The organism is Alienimonas sp. DA493 (genome assembly GCF_043951915.1).
Lineage (GTDB): Bacteria > Planctomycetota > Planctomycetia > Planctomycetales > Planctomycetaceae > Alienimonas.
Genome location: NZ_JBINJD010000087.1, coordinates 1 through 21,212 on the forward strand (window position 1 = coordinate 1; position 21,212 = coordinate 21,212).

Consider the following 21,212-nt stretch of genomic DNA (forward strand, 5'->3'; position numbering starts at 1 on the left):
CGGGGCGGGAACGCGCCCCGCCCCCGCGAAGCCGCAAGCGAGGCTCCAACGCGAGACGAACGACGGGACGAGCGACGGGGAGAGCGATGCGAGCCTTCGACGGCTCCGATCCGCTCGCTACACTGCCGCCCCCTTCAGCGGAAGCCCTTTCACGGACGAGCAGGTCGGCGGAACGTCGTGCGGGTTCTCTCCTACAACATCCACAAGGGCATCGGCGGGCGGGACCGGCGGTATCGGCTGGAGCGCATCAAGGCGGTCGTCGCCGCCGCCGAGCCGGACGTGCTCTGTTTGCAGGAGGTGGATCGCAACGTCCGCCGCAGCCGGTTCGACGATCAGCCCCGTCTGCTGGCCGAGTGGTTCCTCGGTCGGCACCTGCCCCACATCGGCCCGCACCCCGGGACCGGCCCCAACGGCGAACCGGACGCCGGGGCTGTCTTCCAGATGAACCACCCCCTGACCACCGGCCGCCGGCTGCCCGGCGGACCGCACCGGGGGGGATACGGGAACCTGATCGTCTCCAAACGGCCGATCCTGGAGGCCCACAGCGTGGACCTCACCAAGGGCCGCCGGAAGACCCGCGGCGCCGTCGTCGCCCTGCTGGACACCGACGCCGGCCCGCTGCGGCTGGTCAACTGGCACCTCGGCCTGCTGGACGGCGAACGGCACTGGCAGGTCCGCCGGTTGCTGAGCCACGAACTGTTCGAAGCCGTGGGCGAGAAACAGGGCGGAACTCGGCCGACGCTGCTGATCGGCGACACCAACGACTGGCGGAGCACCCTGCTCCGCGGCGGGCTGGGCGAGGCCGGCTACGAACTGCTGACGAACCCGGCCAAGCAGTTCCGCAGTTTCCCCGCGTGGCTGCCGACCGCGGCGCTGGACCGGGCGTTCGGCCTCGGCCTGCCCGGCGACGGCGTGAGCGCCACGGTCTGCGGCGGGCCGGACCACCCCCTCGGCAGCCCGGACGCCGCCCACGCGGACGCCTCCGACCACCTCCCGCTGATCGTCGATCTGCCGGGCTGACGGGCTGACGGGCTGACGGGCTGACGGGCTGACGGGCTGACGGGCTGACGGGCTGACGGGCTGAAAATTGGTCTTCGCGGAGGGGGATCGTTACGCTGGCGCGTTCCGATCCGTTTCTTCCCAGGACGCGCTCCATGTCCCCCTCCCGTTCCCGCGTCGCGGGTCTGCTGGCCCTGTTATTGACCGCCGTCGCGTCGCCGGCGGAGGCGGCGGAGGTCTTCGTCGAGGCCGAATCGTTCGCCGACCGCGGCGGGTGGAAGCTGGACACCCAGTTCATCCGCTCGATGGGCTCCCCCTACCTGCTGGCCCACGGCCTCGGCACGCCGGTGGCGGATGCGACCACGACGGTCAAGTTCCCCGAGGCCGGCGAGTACCGGGCCTTCGTCCGCACCTTCGACTGGGTCGCCCGCTGGGACGCGAAGGGCGCCCCCGGCCGGTTCCAACTCAGCGTGAACGGCAAGAAACTGCCGAACACGCTGGGCACGGAGGGCGAGGACTGGGACTGGCGCGACGCCGGCACGGTGCAGGTGGACAAGGGCAAGGCGACCGTCGCCCTGCACGACCTGACCGGCTTCGACGGCCGGGTCGACGCGGTTTATTTCACCACCGGGAACGAGCCGCCGCCGAACGATTCGTCCATCCTCCCTCCCTGGCGGCGGGCGCTGCTCGGCCTGCCGGAGGAGCCGCCGACCAAGGACGGCTACGACCTCGTCGTGATCGGCGGCGGGTACTCCGGCCTGGGGGCGGCGATCTCCGGCGCCCGGATGGGTTGTAAAGTCGCCCTCATCCAGGACCGCCCCGTCCTCGGCGGAAACGGCAGCAGCGAGGTGCGGGTCTGGGCGATGGGCCTGATCCGCCGCGGGAAATACCCCCGCGTCGGCGAGATTATCGAGGAGATCGCCGACCGCGCCACCAAGTCCCCCGGCACGAAGGAGGAGTTCGAGGACGACAAAAAGGAAGCGATCGTCCGGGCCGAGGAGAACATCGACCTGTTCCTCAACCACCACGCCTTCGAGGTGGAGACGAAGGATTTAGAGGGCGACGCGAAGCGGATCACGGCCGTCTCCGCCCTCGACACCCGCACCGGGGAGATCACCCGCTTCGAGGGCGCCCTCTACGCCGACACCACCGGCCACGGGACCATCGGCGCCGAGGCCGGGGCCGACTGGGAGATGACCCCCGAGGGCCGCATGGGCATGAGCAACATGTGGCGCTGGGACGAAGTCGATCGGCCGACCGAGTTCCCGAACGCCGACTGGGCGCTCGACCTGACCATGAAGGACTTCCCTTACCCCCGCGACCACCACGGCCAATGGTTCTGGGAGAGCGGGTTCGATAAAAACCCGCTGGAAGGGGCCGAGGCGATCCGCGACTGGAACCTGCGGGCCGTCTACGGGGCCTTCGACGCCATGAAGAACGGCGACGGCGCCGCCAAGCACAAGAACGCCGTCCTCACCTGGGTCGCCTACGTCGGCGGCCCCCGGGAGTCCCGCCGGCTGCTGGGCGACGTGCAGCTCACCCAGGACGACATCGTCGAAAAACGCGAGTTCCCCGACGGCTGCGTGCCCAGCACCTGGAGCATCGACCTGCACTATCCCAAGGAGCAATACGCGGACAAATTCCCCGACAACCCGTTCATCTCCTACGCCGTCCACGACCGCCGCATCGACCGGAATTACGGCTACCCGGTGCCGTACCGCTGCTTTTATTCCCGCAACGTCGAGAACCTGTTCATGGCGGGGCGGAACATCAGCGTGACGCACCAGGCGCTGGGCACGACCCGCGTGATGAAGACCTGCGGGATGATGGGCGAAGTCGTCGGCCGGGCCGCCAGCATCTGCATTAAGAACGGCTGCACGCCCCGCCGCGTTTATGAGGACTACTGGGGCGAGATGGTCGACCTGCTCGAACTCCCCGGCAAGGCCCGCCGGAAGACGGTCAACGACGAAATCGTGATCCCCGACGACGCGATGGAACTGGCCCCCGGCTACGGCCCGCCGACCGGGCTGGACCCGGCGAAACTGGACGGCCTCGTCGTCGACGACAAGGCCGCGGAACTGGAGGGCAACTGGACCGAGGGCGACGGCCTGAAGGGCTACGTCGGCTACGCCTACCGCTACGCCTCCCCCAACTCCGGCGCCAAGGCGACGTTCAAAGCGACCGTGAAGGAGACCGGCCGCTACGACGTGCAACTCGCCTGGCTGTCGCACGAAAACCGCGGCACAACCGTCCCGGTGAGCGTCACCGTGGGCCGGACCACGGAGAACTTCAAAATCGATATGACGAAGCCCGCCTCCGGCAAGAACGATTTTGAAAGCCTCGGCGCCTTCGACGTGCTCGCCGGCGAGACCGTCGAGGTGACGGTCCGCAGCGAGGGCGCCGGCGGCAACGTCCACGCCGACGCGATCCGCCTCGTGAAGGTCGGCGAACCCCGCACCGGCCAATCCCGCCGCGGGGAGCCGCGGGGGAACGAGTGAGCGACCCGGCGCCGCCGAACCCGTCCCGCCGGTGGCGGCGGCGGGTTCTGCACGCGGTCCGGCTGGGCCTGTTCGCGACCGTCGTCGGCCTGATCGCCTCCGTCCCCGCCGGTTCCATCGAGGACGCGGCGGGCGACGGCTCCGGCGACGGTCTGCCCCCCGCCGCCCGGGCCGCGGCGGCCACGCTATTCCCCGCCGCGGCCGCATTCGGCGAGCCCGACGCCGCCACCGGCGCCGTGCCCGTGCTGGACGCCGCGGGCGAGCGGCTCGGTTTCTTGCTGAAGACGATGCCCGACAGCCGCCGGATCGTCGGCTTCTCCGGCCCGAGCGATTTACTAATTGCTTTCGAGGAGGGCGACGGCGACGCCGTGATCCGCGGCGTGTCGATCCTGCGCAGCGGCGACACCGACGAGCACGTCGCCGCCGTCCGCGAGGCCGACGTGCTGAACGGCCGGTTCGTCGGCAAAACCTGGAGCGAAGCCGCCTCCGCCCCGCCGCCGGACGCCGTCTCCGGCGCCACGCTGACCGCCCGGGCGATGTGGCAGTCGATTCGCGTCCGCCTAGACGGCAACGCCCCGATCGTGCCGCGGTTCGAGGAGGTCCTCACCGTGGAGAAGGCGCAAACCCTCTTCCCCGACGCCGCCGCAATCGCCCTGGCCGAGGGCGTCGGCCGGTTCACGGTGTCGAACGCCGCCGGGGAGCCGCTTGGGTCGTTACTGCGGACCTCCCCCGCGGCGGACGGGGTGATCGGCTATCAGGGGCCGACGGAGGCGTTCGTCGGCTTCAATGCGGAGGATCAAAAAGCGGTCGGGCTGATCGTTGACGACACGTTCGACAACGAGCCCTACGTGACCTACCTGCGGGAGGACGAGTGGGGCTTCCTGCGGCTGTTCGACGGGATGACGGTCGAGGAATTGGCCGCCCGCGGCCCGGCGGACGGCGGGTACGACGCCGTCAGCGGGGCGACGATGACCAGCCTCGCCGTCGTGGACGGGGCGATCCTCGCCGCCAAAGCCGACCTCGCCGCGGCGGAGCCGACCGCGGCCCCGCCGCCGACGGACGGCGGTTCCCCCTCCGCGTGGGACGCCCTGACGTGGCGAAACGTCGACTGGGGCATGCTGGCGCTGGTCGCCGGGGCGGTCCTCGTCGGCTTCACCCGGCTGCGGGGGTTCAAGGCGGTGCGATGGGCCTGGCTGGCGTTGCTCATCGGCTACCTGGGCGTCTGGCGGGGCGATTTATTGTCCCAAGCGATGTGGGTCGGCTGGGCGGAGCACGGCGTGCCCTGGCGGACGGCGAGCGGCCTGGCCCTGCTGACCGCCGCCGCCCTCAGCCTGCCGGTCGTGACGAAACGCAACGTGTATTGCACGCACCTCTGCCCGCACGGCGCCGTGCAGCAGGCGTTCGTCGGCGGGGTCTTCGGGCAACGCCTCAAACCCCGCCGCAGCGTCGGCCGCGGCGCCCGCCGGGCGCTGGCGTTGCTGCCGCCGGCGTTGTTAGCGCTGGTCCTGCTGGCGGCGTTCGGATTCCCCCTCGTCGCCCCGGTGGCGCTGGAGCCGTTCGACGCCTGGCACTGGAGCCTCGCCGGCCTGGCGACGAAGACGATCTTCGTCGTCGGCCTGATCGCCGCCCTGTTCGTGCCGATGGCCTACTGCCGCCACGGCTGCCCGACCGGGGCGCTGCTCGAATACCTCCGGGCCAACGCCCGCAGCGACCGCTGGACGGCCCGTGATTGGGTCGCCGTCGCCCTCACCGCCTTCGCCGCCGGGCTGCGGTTCTTGGCGTGACAACCGACCGCACGGCGACGATCCCGGGTCTCCCCTCGCCCCCTTTTGGGGGAGAGGGGTCGGGGGTGAGGGGGCTGTGACTTACGGCCCCTGTTCGCGGTCCGCCCCGCTCATTCCTTGTCCGGAACCTCACCGCGGAGAGCGGAAATGAACGAACCGCTCGCCCACCCTCACCCCCGGCCCCTCTCCCTCCAGGGAGAGGGGTGAAGAGCGAATCGGCCCCCGTTCGTCAGGCGTTCTGGCTCGGATGCGTCCACGGCTCCCGGTACGGCCGCGCCAGGCGAGCGTTGGCCTCGGCGTCGCCGGAGACCTGCCAGTTCGTCTGATCCCACTTCAAAGAGCGGCCCAACTCCAGCGAGAGGTTCGCCAGGATGCAGGCCACGCTGCTGGTCACGCCCTGCTCGATGTCGGCGATCGGCCGCACCGCCTCGCCGCCGTTCGCTTCGGTCGCTTCGACGGCCCGCAGGAAGTTTTTCATGTGCTCCCGGCTGGCGGGGGCGACGTGACGTTCGATGCGGGGCTCGTCCTTCTCCATCGGGTCGAAGTCCGGTTCGAGGACCACGTCGCCCTGCACCGTCGCCTCCCGCTTGCCGGTGGGGATGAACTCGTATTTTTGCACGCTGGCCTTGAGCGTGCCGTTCTTGCCGTAGACGAAGGCGGCCCAGGGATACTCCGGGTCCGGAGCGTTGCCCCAACTGCGGTGCGTCCAGACGACGGGTAGCTCGCCGAAGGTGAAGGTCGCGGTCTGGGTGTCGGTGATGTTCGCCTTGCTGTCCGGGTCGATCAGGATGCCGCCCTCGCTATACACCTGATCGACCGGGCCGAGGTCCAGCATCCAGCGGACCATATCGAGCATGTGCACGCACATGTCCCCGACGATGCCGTTGCCGTACTCCGTAAACGCCCGCCAGCTGCGGGGGTGGACCAGCGGGTTGTACGGCCGCATCGGGGCCGGGCCGGTCCACAGGTCGTAATTGAGGTTCTTCGGCGGCTCCGTATTGGGCGGGTTGCCCTTGGCCCGCATGTGATAATAACAACAGATTTCCACGTGCCCGACGTCGCCCAGCAGGCCCTCGTCGACGACTTTATTCTTCGCCTCGACCAGGTGCGGGGTGCTGCGGCGCTGGGTGCCGACCTGCACGACGCGGTTTTGCTTGCGAGCCGCCTCCAGCATCGCCTTGCTCTCGAGCACGTCCACGCTGGTGGGCTTCTCCACGTAGACGTGCGCCCCGGACTCCACCGCGGCGATCATCGGCAGGGCGTGCCAGTGGTCCGGGGTGGCGACGACGACGATTTCTAAATCTTCCGCCCGCAACATCTCCCGATAATCGCCGTAGGTTTTCGGCGTTTTTCCGTCCTGCCGCTCGGCGATGAGCGTGGCGGCCTCTTGCAGCATCTCGGAGTCCGCGTCGCAAACGGCGACGACCTCCACCGGGGCGACCTGGAGCATCCGGAAGACGTCGAATTTCCCGTACCACCCGCTGCCGATCAGGCCGACGCGGCGGGGTTTGAACTCCGATGCGTCCTCGGCGTGCAGCCGCGGGGCCAGCCCGGCGAGGGCCCCGACCGCCGCCCCGCCGGCGGCGGTGGAGAGGAACCCGCGGCGGTCGACGCCGTTCTTCGGGGCTCCGGCGGGATGAAGAATCTCGGGAACGGTCGGCATCCTCTTCTCCTCAGGCGTCAACGGGGGACGAGCGGTCCGAGCGTACCGCTCCCCCGAACGCCCCGGCAAGCGGCTCGGGGCCGCCTCATCACACCAATCCGAAGCGTCAGCAAGGGCCGCGAGCAGGAACCACAGCCGTTGAGGGGCCGCCCTCGCTGACGCGTCGGGTTAGGATCGAGGGGCGAACTTCACCCCCGATTGACGTGCCGCCGATGCTCTGGGCCGCGGTTCTGCCGTTTCAAATCACCTGCGCGCTGATCGCCGTAGGTTATACGGCGTTCGTCGCGGCGGCGCCGAAATTCAAGATGAAACGCGGTCACGCGGCTCTGCTGGGCGTGCCGTCGGCCACGTTTGGGTTCATCCCACTGTGTTTGGGCGTCGACGCACTGCTTTCTCCGTTCCGGTTCGGAGAATTTCACTACGAAACGGCGAACGAGGCGAACGACTATCACGTGCGATGGTCCATTCCGGAGACGGCGCGAGATATCACAGTTCATCAGGCGAACGGCGGCTTCTCGGCGCACTACGCCATCTCCCGAGAGGACCTCGACGCTTGGCTCATCTTCGAGTGGGATCGTCTGGAAGAGAACGGCGCCGAACCGTGGAAGCCGCATTCCGTTGTGACGTCACGAACGCCCGAACTGAACGAGGAGCCCGTGAGCGAACAAGCCGCGAAGTGGCAGGCCGAGCAGGAGGCTAAACTTCTCGCTCTTTACTGGGAGGGCGACTTCGGCGGTCTGGGCTGGCCGATGCCGGCCGACGTGGTGAAAATTGAAGGGGCTCACGCCCGCGACGCCGGCTCGACCTACTACTACAGCGAGAGCGAAGGCCGGGCATATCAGCGGGCCAGCTACTTTTGATCGTTGAACGTCCCGGACGCTTCAAGCGTCGGGACGTTCAACGGTTCGACTTCAATCTTCGATCGGCTCAGTCCCCCACGCGGCGCAGCTTGCTAGCGCTGGTCAGGTCCACTTTGAAGCCGCCGGGGCCGGAGAGGCCGGCCTTCTGGGACGAGTCGACCGCGGCGAGGCGGCCGTTGGCGACGTCGAAGACCACGGCGCCGGTTTGCGTGCCGCCGTCGAAGGTCATCGGGGCGCCGGCCTGGTCGCCCTGCGGCTTGAGTTCGCTGTTGAGGGTCACGACGGCGGCTTTATCGTCGGCGCTTTTGAGGGTCAGGGTGCGGGCATCCGTCACCTTGCCGAAGGCCAGGACCAGGGTTTCCTCGTTCGTCCAGCTTTCGCCGACGGTCGTGCCGGAGGGCGGGAGGGTGTAGCCGCGGTCGGTGAACAGCAGTTTGACCTGCTCCTCGCCGAACTGGTTGCCCTCGCCGGCCGCGGCGACGGCCCGGGTCACCTTGGCGGGCATCTCGACGGACTTCACCTCCCCGTCGGCGGCGATCGTGCTGGTGAAGGTCTGCCCGGCGAGGCTGCCCAGGACCCGCAGGCGGGCCGGCAGGGTGGCGGGGTCGCGGGCCTCGTCGCCCTCGGCGGCGCTGTCGAAGGTCACGGGGGTCGCCCCGCCGCCGGTCGCCTTCACCGTGACCCGCTGCACCGTGCGTTCGACCACGGCGGAGCCGTCCTCGTTCACGCTTTTCACCTCCCACTTCAACACGATGCCGAGGTCGTTTTTCACCTCCGAGGTCTGCCCCAATTGGGTGATGGCGGCGGTGGAGTTCTGGGTGAAGGCGTAGGTGTGGGTGTCGCCGACGGCGAACTCCCAGCGGACGTCCGCGACGGAGGCGGGTTGGGCCGCCGCGACCAACGGCAGCGCCAGGGCGAGGAGCAGGGCGGCGAGGGCGAGCGGCGAACGCATGGCAATCGGGCGTGAGGGAGACGGGGCCGGCATCCTACCGCCCCGGCCGACCGCGCCGAACCGGGCCGCCGCGCTGATCCGCGCCGGACGCTCAGTGACGGAACGAGACGAGCCCCGTCCCGCGGTCCGCGGCGCCGCGGAGGGCGAGCCGGTACTCCTCGACCTCCTCTTCCAGCTCTTCGGCGGAGGGCGTGCGTAAACTCGGCAGTTGCACGCCCAGCCGTTTTTGGATCAGCCATCCCAGCAGACGGATCTTCAACGGCGGCTTCTTCGGCTTGCCCGCCGGGGCGTCCAACGCGGCGAGTTCCGCTTCGACTTGATCCGCTTCGAGGAAGCCGATCTCCGGAAAGTCCGCCTCGTCGACGGGAATCGGGATCGGCGCCCCAGACCGCGGCAATCGCAGGTCGTAAGGCAGGTCCCGCACGCAGGCGACCTCGCCCTCCAGCAGTTCGCCGTCCGTGAGATGTTCGCACAGCGCCTTGAGGACGTATCCATAGGTGGCAGCATGTTCTTCGCCGTCCCGCTCCGCGGTCCCGGCGACGATCCGGCGGAGAGCGTCCTCCGAACTCAGGTCGCAGCAGGAGGCGCTCTCGAACCCGTCCGGCGGATCGGCGAGGACGGATTGCGTGAAGGACTCGTCGTTCGCCCCGTACAGCGACCGCAGCCGCTTCGGATCGACGGCGTAGAACATGTGGGCGTAGCTCAACCTCAGGCGCTCCGATGCGGTGCGGCGGAAAGAAAACGAACGTCCCGGACGCGCGAAACGTCCGGGACGCGGGGGACGGCGGGACTCCGCCGGGGCTCAGTCGAGGCTCATCGTGACGGTCTTGCTTTCGAGGTAGTTCGACAGCGCGGCCTCGCCCAGCTCGCGGCCCAGGCCGCTCTCCTTGAAGCCGCCGAAGGGGGCGGCGGCGTCGAACACGTCGTAGCAGTTCACCCAGACCGTGCCGGCCCGCAGGGCGGCGGCGGCCTTGTGCGCCTTCGCCACGTCGCGGGTATAGACCGCGGCGGCGAGCCCGTAATTGGTGGTGTTGCCGCGGCGGACGACGTCCTCCACGTCCGTGAATTTTTGCACCTGCATCACGGGGCCGAAGATTTCCTCCCGGGCGATCTTCATGTCGTCCTGCACGTCGGTGAAGACGGTCGGCTGGATAAAGTAGCCCTTGTCGCCGTAGCGGGAGCCGCCGGTTTTCAGCGTGGCGCCCTCGCTCTTGCCGCTCTCCACGTAAGACATGATCGTGTCGAACTGCTCCTTGGAGATCTGCGGGCCCTGCTCCGTGGCCTCGTCGAACGGGTCGCCGACTTTGCGGTTGGCGGCCATGTCGGTGAGGGTCTCGACCATCTCGTCGTAGACCGGCTCCTCCACGAGGATGCGGCTGCCCGCGCAGCAGGCCTGGCCCTGGTTGAGGAACAGCCCGACGAACGCCCCGGCGGCGGCCTGTTTGAGGTCCGCGTCGGCGAAAATAATGTTCGGGCTTTTGCCGCCCAGTTCGAGCGTCACCCGCTTCAGGCTCTTGGAGGCCTCCTTCATAATGTGTTTGCCGACGACCGTGCTGCCGGTGAAGGCGACTTTATCGATCTGCGGGTTGTCGACGATCGCCTGCCCGGCGGTCGGGCCGAAGCCGGGGACGACGTTAATCACCCCGTCCGGGAAGCCGGCTTCCTGCGCGAGTTCGGCCAGCCGCAGGCAGCTCAGCGGGGTTTGCTCCGCCGGCTTCATCACGATGGTGCAGCCGGCGGCGAGGGCGGGTCCCCACTTCCAGGCGACCATCAGCAGGGGGAAGTTCCAGGGGATAATCTGCCCGGCCACGCCGACCGGTTCCTTCCGCAGATAGCAGAAGTGGTTGCCGCGGATCGGCACCGTGCTGCCGTGAATCTTGTCGGCCCAGCCGGCGTAGTACCGCAGGCAGTCGATGACTAGCGGCAGGTCGGCGCCCTTGGCCTCGCCGATCGGCTTGCCGTTGTCCAGCACTTCCAGCCGGGCCAGATCGTCGAGGTTGTCCTCCACGAGGTCGGCCAGCTTGTACATCAGCCGGCCGCGGTCGCGGGCGTCCATCTTCCGCCAGGGGCCGTCCTCGAAGGCCTTGCGGGCGGCGGCGGCGGCCCGGTCGATATCCTCGGCGTCGCCCTCGGCGACCTTGGCGATCACCTCCTCGGTGGCGGGATTGAGGGTCTCGAAGGTCTTGCCGGAGGCGGCGTCCACCCACTGGCCGTCGATAAAGCACTGCGTCGGCCCCAGCTTCACCCCTTTCGCGGCGGCCCGGCCGGTGGCGGCCTGCGAACCGGCCGTGGCGGCGGCGGAGGAGTGGGGGCGGTCGAGCGTGGCGGGAGGCATCCGGGAAGCTCCGAGCGGAGGGACGGCGAGCCGCAACGGGCGGCGAACCGAACCATTGTAACGGGCGCGCCCGATGCATGCCTCAACTCGCCGGCGCTGTCCGCCGACGCCCGCTCACACCGCCGGCGGGGCCGGGTCGGGGGCGATCTGCCAGTCGGCGGCGTCGGCGTCGTCTTCCTCCGGGTCGCGCTCCCACGCCTCCTCGTCGGTCTCGGCGACGCGATTGAGCAAGGCGAGGACCATCTCCGCCAACTCCGCTTTCGTCCGCCGGGCGAGGGCGACGCGGGGGTTCTCGCCGGGAACGAACGCCTCCGGCCGCTTCCGCCAAGACAGCAGCAGGGCGGCGACGTGCTTGCACCGGCCCTCAGCGCCCGGGGCCGTGCCGCCGCCCACCGGGCAGGTGCAGACCGCCGCCGTCACCCGCCCGTCCGCGACCGTCGCGGCGACCCGGTAAAAGGGGGCGTAGGTCCCTGTCACCCGAGCGCAAACCCGCACCCCGCCGGAGACCCCGTACGTTCGCCCGTCGTTCGCCGCCTCGTCGCGGGCCAGGGTCTTGCCGCGGTCGTAATACGTTCCGCCGACCCAGTCGCGGACGGCTTCGGCAGACAGGGCGGCGCTCACGGGGCCGTTTCGCTTGAGGGAAGGACGGCCGGCGGGCGGTAGCCGTGGGCGGGGTGCGTCGGCAGCGGTTTGGCGGTCGGCCAATCGGCGGGGAGATCGACGAACGTCACCGCCGGGTCGGCCGGCGCGGCCTTCTTCGCGTCGGGGTTCGGCTTCGTGTCGGAAACCGCCGTGTCCGTCAGCGTGATCGGCCCCTTCGAGGTCTTCTTGCCGACCGCCCCGCAGGACGCAATCAGGCAGCCGGTCAGCGTGACGCCGCCGGTCGCCTTGTCGTCGGTCATCACCGCCGGGCCGGCGAGGCGGGCGAAGGTGCCGTTCCGCACCGCGACCGCCCCCCCGTTCGACCACAGGCCGGTCTCGCCGTCGGCGACGAAACAGTTCTCGACGGTCGCCTGCGACCACAGCCGCAGGCCGCGACCGTTCTCCAGCGCCACGCAGTCGATCAACGTCACCGGCGGCTTGAGGTCGTACCCGCCGTCCCGGTTTCGAATGGAAACGCACCGCAGGAAGGAGACCCCCTCGACCGTCCCCTCGACCACGAAGCCGTCGCCGTTCTGATATTTATTGGGGCGAATCTTCATGCGGTTGTTGGCGGCGACGCAATCTTCAAATCGGAAATCGCCCTGCGGGGGGTCCGAATCGTTCACGTTGAAGCCGAAGGGGATCAGCTCCGCCGTGTCGTTCTCCCAGGTTTCGTCCCCCTCGGAGCAGTCCGCGGTGCAGCGGGTCACGCGGACGCCCCGGCAACCGGCCTCGAAGCGGAAGGCGTGCTTGCTGTAGCGGGCCGCGTCGCAGTCGCGGACCGTCAGATCGCGGCAGTGGGAGAGGTAGACGTGGTGCCGCATCTGGGCGGCGTCGACGTCCTCCAGCGTGAGGCGCTCGATCGGCTCCGTCCCGTCGGTCGGGGAGCGGACGCCGAACTGGTAGTTCCGCAACCGCAGCCCGACCAGCGTGACGTCGGAGACGCCGGGGCGAATCTCGATCGCCGCCGGTCCCGTTTTGACGTTCGCCGCGGACCACGGGCCGACCCACACCGGCAGGCCGCCGCCGGTGTCGACGCCGCGGAGTTCCTTCGCCCGGCCCCGCGCCCCGCCGGACTTCACCGCCAGCGAGGCCCCCTCGTACCGGCCGGAGCCGAGCAGCACGCGGTCGCCGGGGCCGGCGAGGGTGTTGAAGACGTGGTCCAGCCGGTCGGCCGGCAGGGCGTTCGCCCAGTCCGCGCCGTCTTTTCGTCCCGTCCCCTCCGGCAAGACGTGCAGGTCCGCCGCGGTCGCCGCCCCCGCCAGGCAGCCCCCCGTCAGCCAACACAGGGCGAACGCGGAACGAAGAAGCGTCATAGCGGGGTTCGGCACGGGGGTCGGGCGGGGCGGCGCTCGTTATAGTTCCCGGCATGACCGCCCTGCACGTCAACGTCGACCACGTCGCCACCGTCCGCCAGGCCCGCCGCACGACGGAGCCGGACCCCGTGCAGGCCGCCGTGCTGGCGGAACTCGCCGGGGCGGACGGCATCACGGTGCACCTCCGCGAGGACCGCCGCCACATCCAGGACCGGGACGTCCGCCTGCTGCGTCAGACGGTGCACACGCGGCTCAACCTCGAAATGGCCCCCACCGCGGCGATGTGCGCGCTGGCGATCGAGTTGAAGCCGGACGTGGCGATGCTTGTGCCGGAGAACCGCCAGGAGATCACCACCGAGGGCGGCCTGGACGTCTACGAACAAAAGGAGTCCGTCCGCGAGGCGATCGACAAACTGCACGACGCCGGCATCCCGGTCAGCCTGTTCCTCGACCCGGTGGAGAAGCAGATCGACACGGCCGCCGAACTCGGCGCCGACGTCGTCGAACTGCACACCGGCCGTTATGCCGAGGCGAAGGAGGAGGCCCAGCGCCGGCTCGAACTGGACATCCTCATGACCGAGGCCGCCCGCGTGCTGGACGAGGGCCTGCAACTAAACGCCGGGCACGGGCTGAACTATCAGAACGTCGCCCCGATCGCCGCGATCCCCGGCGTGCGGGAGCTGCACATCGGCCACGGCATCGTCAGTCGGGCGGTGCTGGTCGGCTTCGAGCGGGCCGTGCGGGAGATGAAGGCCCTGATGACCGGCCGCCCGTAGGGTCCGCTCCGCGGATCGTGTAGAGTCTACGTTGATCACGTGATCCGGTCCGCACAGCGGACCCTACGGGAGCGCCGCCCATGAAGTTCACCCTCGCCTACGGCAAAACCGGGCTCGAAGCCGTCGTGCCGGACGCCAACCTCGTCGGCCCGCTGGAGATCCGCCCGGCCCCGCCGCTGGCCGACCCGCGGGCCGCCGTCGCCGCCTCGCTGCTCGAACCGACCGGCTGCCCCCCGCTGAGCGAACTGGCCCGCGGCAAACGCACGGCCTGCGTCCTCATTTGCGACATCACCCGGCCGGTGCCCAACGAATTATTGTTGGGCGAGTTATTGCCGACGTTGGAAGCCGCCGGCGTGCCGCGGGAGGGGATCACGATCCTCATCGCCACCGGCCTGCACCGGCCGAACGAGGGGGAGGAACTCGTCGAATTAGTGGGCCCGGAGATCGCCGCCAACTACCGCGTCGAAAACCACTTCGGCAAGGACCTCGCCAGTCACGCCGACCTCGGCGTCAGCCCGCGGGGTGTGCCGATTCATATCGATTCCCGGTACGTCGACGCCGAATTAAAGATCGCCACCGGTCTGATCGAGCCGCACCTCATGGCCGGCTACAGCGGCGGGCGGAAGCTCGTCTGCCCCGGCATCGCGGCGCTGGAGACGGTGCGGGTCTGGCACGGCCCGCAGTTTCTGGAGCATCCCAACGCCGACTGCGGCATCCTCGACGGCAACCCGGTCCACGAGGAGAACACCTGGATCGCCCGCAAGGCGGGGCTGGATTTTATTCTGAACGTGACCCTCGACGGCGACCGCCGCGTCACCGGCGTGTTCGCCGGGGAGATGGAAGAGGCCTTCCATGAGGGCGTCGCCTTCGCCCGGCAGGTGGTCACGGTGCCGGTGGACGGCCCGGTGGACGTGGCCGTCACCAGCGCCGCCGGCTATCCGCTGGACCAGAACTTTTATCAATCGATCAAAGGTCTGACCGGCGTGCTGCCCGTCATGAAGGAGGGCGGCACGATTATCATCGCCGCGGAGATGACGGAGGGCGTCGGCAGCCCGGAGTTCGCCGGATTATTTGACGAGTTCCCCGACCCGGCCGATTTTATGATGGCCATCACCGGCGCCGACCCGACCCGGCCGGACTTCTTCGTGATGGACCAGTGGCAGTTGGAGGAGATGGCCAAGGTCCTCCGCCGCTGCGAGGTGGTCTACGTCACCCACCACGCCCCGTTCGCGGAGCAGTTGGAAAAGCTCTACGTCACCCGGGCCGACAGCGTGGAGACCGCCGTCGCCGCGGCCCTCAAGAAGCACGGGGCCGACGCCCGCATCGCCGTCGTGCCGGAGGGTCCGTACGTGTTGCCGACGCTGACATGAGCGCCCCGCCCCCCGAGTCCGAACGCGTTCGCACGGAACCGGTCTGGCGGGCGGCGATCGAAGACGCGCCGGCCGTCGCCGGAGACGACGCGGTCGGCGGGCCGGCGTGGCTGCCGCCGGGGTTCGCCCATCCCCGCTGCGGCCGCTGCGACGCGGCGATGCAGCCGTTCGTGCAACTGACGGTGCGGGAGGAATACGGCCTCCCGTTCGCCGCCGGCAGTCGGCTGGCGTTGTTCATGTGCCCGACGCACAACGACCCGGCGGAGCCCGAGATCCTCGAAACCGGCCGCTACCCGGAGTCCTACCGAACTGAGCAGGGCGACCACTTCGCGGCGCTGCTGTTCCCGCCCGGCGATTTCCGGCCGTCGGACGCCGGGCCGGATCGGTTGCGGCCCCTTCGGCTGACGTTCGCGCGGGGCGAGCAGTCCGTTGCGGTCGTGAAGAATGCGGCGGGCGAAGTGGTGCACGAATCGGGCGAGGAGACGTTTCGCCTCGGCGGCACGCCCTGCTGGATCAATTATCGCGTGACCGCGGAATGCGCCTGCGGCGGACGGCTCGCCCCGCTGCTCGCCCTGCCGGAGAATCAGGGATTCCCGAAGCGGCCGGAGACGGCGACACAGCCCGACAGCTTCTCGTCTGACGAGGACTGCTACCTGCTGGGCAACGTCGTCACCGTGCTGGCGTGCGACCGGCAGTGCGATCCCCGCTCCACGCTGACGCTCTGCGATAACTGAGGAGCGCGGGGCGAACGGCGGCGGCAGGTCCCCGCCCCGGTTAGGTTAGGCGGCGTTCGCCCCCTTTCCGCGCCGGTCCGCCGATGCTCGCCCGCCTCGCCTTCAGCTTCGCCCTGCTCCTGCCCGCATGGGCCGTCGCCGACGACGGGGGGACCGCACCGCCGCCGAACGTCGTCGTCATTATGGCGGACGACCTCGGCTACGGGGACGTCTCCTGTTACGGGGCGACGGAACTGAGCACCCCCCACATCGACGCGCTAGCCGAAAACGGGGTGCGGTTCACCAGCGGGTATTGCAGCGCCTCGACCTGCACCCCCACCCGGTTCAGCCTGCTGACCGGGATGTACGCCTTCCGGCAGGACGGCACCGGCATCGCCCCGCCGAATTCCCCGGCCCTCATTCAACCGGACACGACCACCGTCGCCGACCTGCTGGGGCGGGCGAACTACGAAACGGCCGTCGTCGGCAAATGGCACCTCGGCCTCGGCGGGGACGGCGGGCCGGACTGGAACGGCGAACTGTCCCCCGGCCCGCTGGAGATCGGCTTCGATCACGCCTTCCTGCTGCCCACCACCAACGACCGCGTCCCGCAGGTCTACGTGCAGGACCGCCGAGTGCTGAACCTCGACCCGGCCGACCCGCTGTGGGTCGGCAACAAAAAGCCGTCGCCGGACCACCCCACCGGCAAGACGCACCGGGACGAACTCAAGATGGACTGGTCCCACGGCCACAACGGCACGATCCACAACGGCATCAGCCGGATCGGCTTCTACATCGGCGGGCACGCGGCCCGCTTCCGCGACGAGGACCTCGCCGACCGCTGGGTCGCCGAATCCGTCGCCTTCCTGGAGAACCACCAGCGGCAGAGCCCCGACGAGCCGTTCTTCCTCTTTTTCAGCTCCCACGACCTGCACGTGCCCCGGATGCCGCACGAGCGGTTCCAGGGGGCGACCTCGCTGGGCTACCGCGGCGACTCGATCGTGCAGTTGGACTGGTGCGTCGGCGAACTCACCGCGGCGTTGGAGCGGCTGGGTCTGACGGAGGAGACGCTGGTCGTGTTCTGCTCCGACAACGGCCCGGTGCTGGACGACGGCTACAAGGACGGGGCCGTCGAAATGATCGGCGACCACAAGGCCGCCGGCCCCTACCGCGGCGGGAAGTACAGCGTGTTCGAGGGCGGCGTCCGCACGCCGTTCATCACCTCCTGGCCGGGCACGATCGAGCCGGGGGTGAGCGACGAACTCGTCTGCACCATCGACCTGCCGGCGAGTTTGGCGGCGCTGGCGGACGTGGAGATTCCCGCCGGGGCCTGCCCGGACAGCGTAAACGTCGCCCCCGCCCTGCTGGGCGCCCCGGACGCGACCGGGCGGGAGGAACTGGTCGTGCAGAACAACGGCAACGCCTTCGCGATCCGCCGGGGCCGCTGGAAACTGCACCGGCACCCCGGCAAGCAGACGCGGAACCTCGTCGTCGAGACGCAGCTCGCCAACACTCCGGTCCCCCGGCTGGCGCTGTTCGACCTGGAGACCGACCCGCGGGAGACGACGAATCTGATTGAGGAGCGCCCGGAGATCGCCGCGCGACTGGCGGAGCGGTTGGAGACCTACCTCAACGGCGGCGGGACGCAGCGGTAACAGCCGCTTCGATACCAGCCTGGAGCGCAAGCTCCGGCCGTGCGTCCTCCCGCGCGGGAACTCGTCTCCTACAAACCCGAAGCGTCAGCGAGGGCTGCCCAGCGAGTTCTTGCTCGCCGAACGGACCCTCGCTGACGCTTTGGGTTGGCGGCCTTCCCAATGGCGTGACGGCGCTCAGCCGCCGACGGCCTGGGCGACGGCGGCGTCGAGTTCGGCCCGGGGCTCGTCCCCGGCGCCGACGATGCGGGCGACCTCTTCGCCCTGATCGTTGAACACGATCAGCGTCGGCAGCGGCAGGCCCTCCGGCCCGGCGAGCGGGTCCCACTGCGCGCCCTCGCCGCCGTCCTCGGTGTAGACGTTCGTCAGTTCGCCGGCGCCGGCTTCGGTGAGGAAGCCCTGCACGGCGTCCAGATCCTCCTCGCTGTTGAACGCCAGCGAGACGACCGTCAGCCCGTCGTCCTTGTACTTGCGGGCCAGTTCGACGGTGTGCGGGAAGGCTTCCCGGCAGGGCACGCACCAATCGGCCCAGACGTCCACCAGCACGGGGCCGTCGGCGGATTCGATGATCGTCCGCAACTCCTCGTAGCTGACCGGCGTGGCGGTCACGGGGGGGCCGGCGGCGGCGCTTTCCTCCTCGCTCATCCCCTCGGTGGTGGCGCCGGCTTCGTCGCCGTCCGGCTCGCTGTCGAGGGTCTCCGGGCCGACGGTGCCGGCGTCGCCGGGATCGAGGGAGCGGTTCACGGCCCCGGCGGGGAACTCGCCGGTGCCCTCGGTGGCCTCCGCGTCCTCATCGACGTACGGCGACGTATCCTCGCTGCAACCGACGAGGGCGAGGGGAACCACGACCAGCGCCGCGGCAAGGGTCGGGACGAACGGGGAGCGGCGCATCGGCGGCACGAGCGGGAACGGAAACGGAACGAACCGGCCCCGCGGGGCCGGTTCGACAAGTAGCGCAAGATTGATCGCCGCCGGCGACGGGGCGCCGCGGCGATCGCTCATGGGGAAATCACTCGTAGACGATGCCGCAGCCGACCTGCCGCTTCTCGGTGACGGCCGGTTCTTCCCCGGCCAGGACGGCGTCGACCGCGTCGCGGACGTAGTGCTCCTCGGCGGGCTTGCTCTCCCGCCAGCTGTCGTCCCAGGCGCCCATGTAGCGGACCTTCATGTCCGGCCCCAAAACGAAGGTCTGCGGGGTGACGGTGGCGCCGTACGCCTTGCCGACCGCCTGCGACTCGTCGCGGGCGTAGGGGAAGTTGAAGCCCTGTTCCTTGGCCCGGGCGGTCATCTGGGAGAGTTCGTCCTCCGGCTCCTGCGAGACGGAGAGCGCGACCAGGGCCACGTCCTTCTTGCCGTATTCCGCGGCGAACTCCTTCATCCGCCCCTCGTAGGCCTTGGCGACCGGGCAGTGGTTGCAGGTGAAGACGACGACGACGGCCTTCTTGTCCTTCAGATCCTTCAGGGACAGCGTTTTGCCGTCGGCGGTCGGCAGGTTCTCGAACGCCGGGGCCGGATCCCCGATGTCGAGGACCTCGTTGTACTCCGAGGCGTCCGCCGTGCCGACGGAGAGGGCGCCCAACGTCAGGGCGAGCAGCGGGGCGAACGGGCGAACGAACGCGGGGCGACAGATCATCCGTGGAATCCTGGGAGATTCGGGGGAACGGCGGCGCCCGATCGATCCGGGGCCGGCGGGAACCGTGGGGGCGCCGATCCGTGTGCGAACCGGCAGCCGGGGAGCGGTGTCCGGTCATCGTACCGCCGACCGCCCGCGACACAACGGGTCGCGCCGGTCCGGCGGAGTTCGCCGCCCCGATCGGTTCCGCCGATCGCCGCGAGAACGACGGAGAGACCGGCGTTGACACCCCCGCCGCGGTTCGCCACACTCCGCCCCCCCGCCGCCCCCGACGGCGGGATCGACAAGCAAATCACGGGATGTAGCTCAGCCTGGTAGAGCGCTACGTTCGGGACGTAGAGGCCGCTGGTTCGAATCCAGTCATCCCGACTTCCACGCCCCGCGGGTCTCCCGCGGGGCGTGTCTTTTTGCGCCGGTCGCCGGGCGGTCCGGGGGCGTCGGCGGTAGGTTGAGGGCATGTTCGCCCGCCCGCTTCCGCTCGCCGCCGCCCTCCTCGCCGCGACGGCTCTCGTGCCGTCGGTCCGGGCCGCCGGCGGCGCCGAGGGGCCGTCGCGACGGCCGAACGTGCTTCTCATTTACGCTGACGATCAGGGGTCGCGGGACCTCGGCCGGCTGGGCGCCCCGGACCTGCAGACCCCGCACCTCGACCGGCTCGCGGCCGGGGGGCTGACGCTCACGGGGATGACGGCGCCGGCCCCGGTCTGTTCGGCCAGTCGCGTCGGGTTGCTGACGGGGCGGTTCCCGGCCCGCTGCGGGGTGTACGGCAACAGCCCCCTGCCCGGGCCGGAGACGACCCTCGCGGAGGTCTTCGCCGACGCCGGCTATCGGACCGGGCACGTCGGCAAGTGGCACCTCGGCGACGACGCCGCCCGCGACCCCGCCGGCCAAGGGTTCGACGACTGGTTCGGACACCTCGGCGGCTGCGTCGACAACTACTCCCACTTCTTCTACTGGAACGGCCCGAACCGCCACGACCTGTGGGACAACGGCCGCGAAGTCTTCCGCCCCGGCGAGTTCCTCCCCGACCTGATGGTCGACCGCTGCCGGCAGTTCCTCGACGGCGGGACGGCCGCCGCACCGGCCGCCGCACCGGGAGCCGCATCGGGAGCCGCACCGAGCGACGGCGGCGGCGAAGCGGACCGGCCGTGGCTGCTCTACTGGGCCTTCAATTCGCCGCACTACCCCTATCAGGGCACGCCGGAGTGGCGGGAAAAATACCGCGATCTGCCGGTCGCGCGGCGGGAGTACTGCGCGTTCCTCTCCACGATGGACGAGGCGATCGGCCGGGTTCTGGATCACTTGGAGCAGACCGGACAGTTGGACGACACGATCGTGATCTTCCAGCCGGACCACGGGCACAGCACGGAGACGCGGGCGTTTAGCGGGGGCGGGTTCGCCGGGCCGTTCCGCGGAGCGAAGTTCTCCCTGTTCGAGGGCGGCCTCCGCGTGCCGGCGATCGTGCGGTACCCGGCCCGGCTGCCGGCCGGCGAGACCCGCGACCAGTTCCTGAGCGGCTGCGACTGGCTGCCCACGCTGTGCGAGCTGTGCGACGTCGCTCCGCCGGCCGGGACGACGCTGGACGGCGTCTCCGCGGTGAGCGCCCTCGCCGAAAACGCCCCGCTGGACCGCCCGCCGTTCTACTGGCGGATGGGCGGCGGCGAGGATCACCAGTGGGCGGTTCGTGACGGCGACTGGAAGCTGATCGGCAACCCGGTCGACACGACCGCCCCGCAGGGCGAACGCGAAAACGGCGGCCGGCTGGGCGTGCCGCTGTTCCTGGCGAACCTCGCCGAGGACCCCGGCGAGACGACGAACCGCGTCGCCGACCGCCCGGAGATCGCCGCCCGATTGCAGGCCGAACAGGACCGCATCACGGCGGGGTTCGGCGATTAGAGCGTTCTTCCGCTACTCGTAGCGATATCCGCAGTCGCGGCGGGCGTCGGCGACGTCGGGGCGGAGTTGCTCGGCGGGCAGGAGCGTCTTTTCTTTCGCGTCAGACCCAACGTCCGCAACGCCCGG

At 69.9% G+C, this 21,212-nt stretch carries 17 protein-coding genes and 1 tRNA gene; 10 read left to right on the top strand and 8 right to left on the bottom strand.

The features are described 5' to 3' along the window. The first annotated feature begins 177 nt into the window (after positions 1–177). The 3 genes from ACG2DA_RS13715 (at position 178) to ACG2DA_RS13725 (ending at position 5,281) form a co-directional block, all read left to right on the top strand. Positions 178–1,020 carry an endonuclease/exonuclease/phosphatase family protein gene (locus ACG2DA_RS13715; protein WP_395256346.1) on the top strand — a complete coding sequence of 281 codons (843 nt, stop codon included), beginning with the start codon at positions 178–180 and terminating at the stop codon, positions 1,018–1,020. A 134-nt stretch (positions 1,021–1,154) separates the two neighbouring features. Then, the gene (locus ACG2DA_RS13720) at positions 1,155–3,497 is read left to right on the top strand and encodes an FAD-dependent oxidoreductase (protein ID WP_395256347.1); all 2,343 of its coding nucleotides are present in this window, start codon (positions 1,155–1,157) and stop codon (positions 3,495–3,497) included. Beyond that, positions 3,494–5,281: an FMN-binding protein gene (locus ACG2DA_RS13725; RefSeq protein WP_395256348.1), complete on the top strand. Its 1,788-nt coding sequence runs from the start codon at positions 3,494–3,496 to the stop codon at positions 5,279–5,281. The genes ACG2DA_RS13720 and ACG2DA_RS13725 overlap by 4 nt, the downstream gene beginning before the upstream one ends. Positions 5,282–5,510: 229 nt before the next feature. On the opposite strand, the gene ACG2DA_RS13730 is transcribed toward ACG2DA_RS13725, so the two are convergent. Further along, positions 5,511–6,944 (bottom strand): Gfo/Idh/MocA family protein, encoded by a 1,434-nt coding sequence (locus ACG2DA_RS13730; RefSeq protein ID WP_395256349.1) that lies wholly within the window; start codon positions 6,942–6,944, stop codon positions 5,511–5,513. 203 nt (positions 6,945–7,147) lie between these two features. Between ACG2DA_RS13730 and ACG2DA_RS13735 the strand changes: the two genes are divergently transcribed. After that, a complete protein-coding gene (locus tag ACG2DA_RS13735; protein ID WP_395256350.1) occupies positions 7,148–7,804 on the top strand; it encodes a hypothetical protein in 657 nt (218 codons plus the stop codon). Between the two features lie 67 nt (positions 7,805–7,871). Here ACG2DA_RS13735 and ACG2DA_RS13740 read toward each other — a convergent pair whose 3' ends face one another. From ACG2DA_RS13740 to ACG2DA_RS13760, 5 genes are all read right to left on the bottom strand, one after another. Continuing rightward, a complete protein-coding gene (locus ACG2DA_RS13740; protein ID WP_395256351.1) occupies positions 7,872–8,756 on the bottom strand; it encodes a DUF6263 family protein in 885 nt (294 codons plus the stop codon). 91 nt (positions 8,757–8,847) lie between these two features. Beyond that, on the bottom strand, positions 8,848–9,462 hold the full coding sequence (locus ACG2DA_RS13745; protein ID WP_395256352.1) for a hypothetical protein: 615 nt from the start codon (positions 9,460–9,462) through the stop codon (positions 8,848–8,850). A gap of 96 nt (positions 9,463–9,558) precedes the next feature. Next, entirely contained in the window at positions 9,559–11,091 is a 1,533-nt protein-coding gene (locus tag ACG2DA_RS13750) for an aldehyde dehydrogenase family protein (RefSeq protein ID WP_395256353.1), read from the bottom strand. Between the two features lie 114 nt (positions 11,092–11,205). Next, a complete protein-coding gene (locus tag ACG2DA_RS13755; protein ID WP_395256354.1) occupies positions 11,206–11,712 on the bottom strand; it encodes an SWIM zinc finger domain-containing protein in 507 nt (168 codons plus the stop codon). Next, positions 11,709–13,049: a right-handed parallel beta-helix repeat-containing protein gene (locus ACG2DA_RS13760; protein WP_395256355.1), complete on the bottom strand. Its 1,341-nt coding sequence runs from the start codon at positions 13,047–13,049 to the stop codon at positions 11,709–11,711. The genes ACG2DA_RS13755 and ACG2DA_RS13760 overlap by 4 nt, the downstream gene beginning before the upstream one ends. A 53-nt stretch (positions 13,050–13,102) precedes the next feature. Between ACG2DA_RS13760 and ACG2DA_RS13765 the strand changes: the two genes are divergently transcribed. The 4 genes from ACG2DA_RS13765 (at position 13,103) to ACG2DA_RS13780 (ending at position 17,563) form a co-directional block, all read left to right on the top strand. Continuing rightward, positions 13,103–13,825, top strand: coding sequence for a pyridoxine 5'-phosphate synthase (locus tag ACG2DA_RS13765; RefSeq protein ID WP_395256356.1), 723 nt, complete (start codon positions 13,103–13,105; stop codon positions 13,823–13,825). Between the two features lie 80 nt (positions 13,826–13,905). Beyond that, complete coding sequence (gene larA / locus ACG2DA_RS13770) at positions 13,906–15,195, top strand: nickel-dependent lactate racemase (protein WP_395256357.1); 1,290 nt, start codon at positions 13,906–13,908, stop codon at positions 15,193–15,195. Then, complete coding sequence (locus ACG2DA_RS13775) at positions 15,192–15,929, top strand: hypothetical protein (protein WP_395256358.1); 738 nt, start codon at positions 15,192–15,194, stop codon at positions 15,927–15,929. Before larA ends, ACG2DA_RS13775 begins: the two co-directional genes overlap by 4 nt. A gap of 83 nt (positions 15,930–16,012) precedes the next feature. Continuing rightward, positions 16,013–17,563, top strand: a complete 1,551-nt coding sequence (locus ACG2DA_RS13780; protein ID WP_395256359.1) for an arylsulfatase — start codon at positions 16,013–16,015, stop codon at positions 17,561–17,563. A gap of 174 nt (positions 17,564–17,737) precedes the next feature. Here ACG2DA_RS13780 and ACG2DA_RS13785 read toward each other — a convergent pair whose 3' ends face one another. Continuing rightward, positions 17,738–18,451 (bottom strand): thioredoxin domain-containing protein, encoded by a 714-nt coding sequence (locus ACG2DA_RS13785; RefSeq protein WP_395256360.1) that lies wholly within the window; start codon positions 18,449–18,451, stop codon positions 17,738–17,740. Between the two features lie 118 nt (positions 18,452–18,569). Continuing rightward, positions 18,570–19,193 carry a thioredoxin family protein gene (locus ACG2DA_RS13790; RefSeq protein WP_395256361.1) on the bottom strand — a complete coding sequence of 208 codons (624 nt, stop codon included), beginning with the start codon at positions 19,191–19,193 and terminating at the stop codon, positions 18,570–18,572. A 295-nt stretch (positions 19,194–19,488) separates the two neighbouring features. Between ACG2DA_RS13790 and ACG2DA_RS13795 the strand changes: the two genes are divergently transcribed. Then, a tRNA-Pro gene (locus ACG2DA_RS13795) sits at positions 19,489–19,562 on the top strand. Between the two features lie 87 nt (positions 19,563–19,649). Continuing rightward, entirely contained in the window at positions 19,650–21,086 is a 1,437-nt protein-coding gene (locus ACG2DA_RS13800) for a sulfatase (protein WP_395256362.1), read from the top strand. Positions 21,087–21,212 lie beyond the last annotated feature (126 nt).